Annotated in this window: 2 protein-coding genes; both read left to right on the top strand. The window is 66.8% G+C overall.

All coding sequences use genetic code 11. The features are described from left to right. Positions 1-6 precede the first annotated feature (6 nt). Positions 7-2,817: a hybrid sensor histidine kinase/response regulator gene (locus DU475_RS23465; protein ID WP_142882210.1), complete on the top strand. Its 2,811-nt coding sequence runs from the start codon at positions 7-9 to the stop codon at positions 2,815-2,817. 26 nt (positions 2,818-2,843) lie between these two features. After that, the gene (locus tag DU475_RS23470; protein ID WP_185966212.1) at positions 2,844-3,314 is read left to right on the top strand and encodes a chemotaxis protein CheW; all 471 of its coding nucleotides are present in this window, start codon (positions 2,844-2,846) and stop codon (positions 3,312-3,314) included. Positions 3,315-3,317 lie beyond the last annotated feature (3 nt).

The following is a 3,317-nucleotide window of genomic DNA, read 5'->3' on the forward strand; positions in this document are numbered from 1 at the left end:
ACGCGTATGGACGATCTTCTTCGTGAGTTTTTGACGGAGACTTTCGAGAGCCTGGACACGGTCGACAACCAGTTGGTCCGTTTCGAGCAGGAGCCGAACAACGCGAAGATATTGGACAATATTTTCCGTCTTGTTCACACCATCAAGGGGACCTGCGGTTTTCTAGGATTGCCGCGGCTGGAAGCGCTTGCGCATGCGGCCGAGACGTTGATGGGCAAATTCCGGGACGGGATGCCGGTGACGGGTGAGGCGGTGACGCTGATCCTGACCACGATCGACCGGATCAAGGACATTCTCACGCAGCTCGAGGCGACCCAGGCCGAGCCCGAGGGCGAGGACGGCGACCTGATCGGTGAGCTGGAGCGGCTGTCGATGCGGACGGCGGAGGAGATCGCGGCCGAGCTCGGCGGCGCTGTGCCGGAGGTGGTTGCGGACGTAGAGGTCATGGAGGCCGAAGCGCCGGCGACTGAGGCGGTGGCGGATGCGGCCACCGAGGGCACGCTGGTGGCGCAGACGCTGGAGCGTCCGCTGCGGCCGGGCGAGGTGTCGCTGGACGAGCTGGAGCGGGCCTTCCGCGAGACCGCGATCGAGGTCGAGGCGCCGCCGCTGCAGCCGGCCGTGAGCGAGGCTCCGGCCGTCGTCGAGGCCGCGCAGCCCGAGCCGAAGCCGGCCGCCAAGCCGAAGGCCGCCAAGCCGGCGGCCAAGAAGTCCGGCGGCGACGGCGAGGGCGCTGCCGAAGGCGGCGGGGGCGGCGGGGTCGCCAACCAGTCGATCCGCGTCAACGTCGATACCCTCGAACATCTGATGACGATGGTGTCGGAGCTGGTGCTGACCCGTAACCAGCTTCTGGAGATCAGCCGCCGCCACGAGGACAACGAGTTCAAGGTGCCGCTGCAGCGGCTGTCGACGGTGACGGCCGAGCTGCAGGACGGGGTGATGAAGACCCGGATGCAGCCGATCGGCAACGCCTGGCAGAAGCTGCCGCGGATCGTGCGCGATCTGGCGGGCGAACTCGGCAAGCAGATCGAGCTGGAGATGCACGGCGCCGACACCGAGCTCGACCGCCAGGTGCTCGACCTGATCAAGGATCCGCTCACCCACATGGTGCGCAACTCCGCCGACCACGGCCTGGAGCGGCCGGAGGAGCGGGTCCGGAACGGCAAGCCCGAGCAGGGCACGATCCGATTGAGCGCCTATCACGAGGGCGGCCACATCGTGATCTGCATCGCCGACAACGGTCGCGGGCTCGACACCGAGCGGATCAAGGCCAAGGCCTTGGCCAACGGTCTGGTCACCGAGGTCGAACTCGAGAAGATGACCGAGGCGCAGATCCACAAGTTCATCTTCGCGCCGGGGTTCTCGACCGCCGCCGCCGTCACCTCGGTGTCCGGCCGCGGGGTGGGCATGGACGTGGTGCGCACCAATATCGACCAGATCGGCGGCACGATCGAGGTGAAGTCGGTCGCGGGCGAAGGCTCGGCGATCACCATCAAGATCCCGCTGACGCTTGCGATCGTCTCGGCGCTGATCGTGGAAGCCGGCGGCGACCGGTTTGCGATCCCGCAGCTCGCGGTGGTCGAACTGGTGCGGGCGCGGGCCAACTCCGAGCACCGCATCGAGCGGATCAAGGACACCCCGGTTCTCAGGTTGCGCGACAAGCTGCTGCCGCTGATCCATCTGAAGAAGCTGCTCGGCATCGACGAGGGCACCAACAGCGAGCCGGAGAACGGCTTCATCGTGGTGACGCAGGTCGGCAGCCAGACCTTCGGCATCGTGGTGGACGGCGTGTTCCACACCGAAGAAATCGTGGTCAAGCCGATGTCGACCAAGCTGCGTCACATCGGGATGTTCTCGGGCAACACCATCCTGGGCGACGGCGCGGTGATCATGATTGTCGATCCCAATGGCATTGCGCAGGCGCTCGGCACCGCGGTGTCGGCGCAGCACGACATCTCCGACCAGGCGGCGGCGAGCCGCAACGCCTCGGCCGAACAGCTCACCTCGCTGCTGGTGTTCCGCGCCGGCTCGAGCCAGCCCAAGGCGGTGCCGCTGTCGCTGGTGACGCGTCTGGAAGAGATCGCCTCGGACAAGATCGAGATGTCGAACGGCCGCTACATGGTGCAGTACCGCGACCAGCTGATGCCTTTGGTGCTGATGGAGGGCGTCGAAGTGGCCTCCAGCGGGGTGCAGCCGATCCTGGTGTTCGCCGACGAGGACCGGTCGATGGGCCTGGTGGTCGACGAGATCGTCGACATCGTCGAGGAGCATCTGCACATCCAGGTCGGCTCCAGCCGCGAGGGCATCCTCGGCTCTGCGGTGATCAAGGGCCAGGCGACCGAAGTGATCGACGTCGCGCACTTCCTCCCGATGGCGTTCTCCGACTGGCTGGCGCGCAAGGAGATGCGGCAGACGATGACCACCCGGTCGGTGCTGCTGGTCGACGACAGTGCGTTCTTCCGTAACATGCTGGGTCCGGTGCTGAAGGCGGCGGGCTACAAGGTGCGGGTCGCGACCTCGGCGGTCGAGGGTCTTGCGGTGCTGCGCTCGGGCGCGCAGTTCGACGTGATCCTGACCGACATCGAGATGCCGGAGATGAACGGCTTCGAGTTCGCCGAGGCGATCCGCGCCGACACCAAGATGTCGAACCTGCCGGTGATCGCGCTGAGCTCGCTGGTGTCGCCGGGTGCGATCGAACGCGGCCGTCAGGCCGGTCTTACCGACTACATCGCCAAGTTCGACCGTCCGGGCCTGATCGCGGCGCTGAAGGAGCAGACCACGGTGCATGCGGTGCCGGAAGTGCTGGAGCAGGCGGCATGAGCGAGACCAGGAAGGACACCCCCGCGATGACCCGCGCCATCGACGCGATCAGCGGCAACACCACCCAGTTCGCCACCGCGATGATCGGCGGGCAGTTGTTCGGGCTGCCGATCAGCCGGGTGCAGGACGTGTTCATGCCGGAACGGCTGACCCGGGTGCCGCTGGCGCCGGACGACGTCGCCGGCGTGCTCAACCTGCGCGGCCGGATCGTCACCGCGATCGACATGCGGGCCCGTCTCGGCCTGCCCAGGAACCAGGACGGCAAGCCGCCGATGGCGATGGGCGTCGACCTGCGCGGCGAATCCTACGGCCTCCTGATCGACTCCATCGGCGAAGTGCTGACCCTGCCCGACGAGGGCCGCGAGACCAACCCGGTCAACCTCGATCCCCGCATGGCATCCTTCGCCAACGGCGTCCACCGCCTCGACGGACAGCTCATGGTCGTCCTCGACGTCGACAAAGTACTCGAAATCGCAACCCAACGTATGGCTGCATGACGT

It is taken from the genome of Rhodopseudomonas sp. WA056 (genome assembly GCF_010906995.1).
GTDB classification, from domain to species: Bacteria; Pseudomonadota; Alphaproteobacteria; order Rhizobiales; family Xanthobacteraceae; genus Rhodopseudomonas; species Rhodopseudomonas palustris_G.

Coding starts and splice junctions, on each gene's coding strand:
- DU475_RS23470 (WP_185966212.1), top strand. CDS start 2,844: ATGACCCGCGCCATCGACGCGATCAGCGGCAACACCACCCAGTTCGCC.
- DU475_RS23465 (WP_142882210.1), top strand. CDS start 7: ATGGACGATCTTCTTCGTGAGTTTTTGACGGAGACTTTCGAGAGCCTG.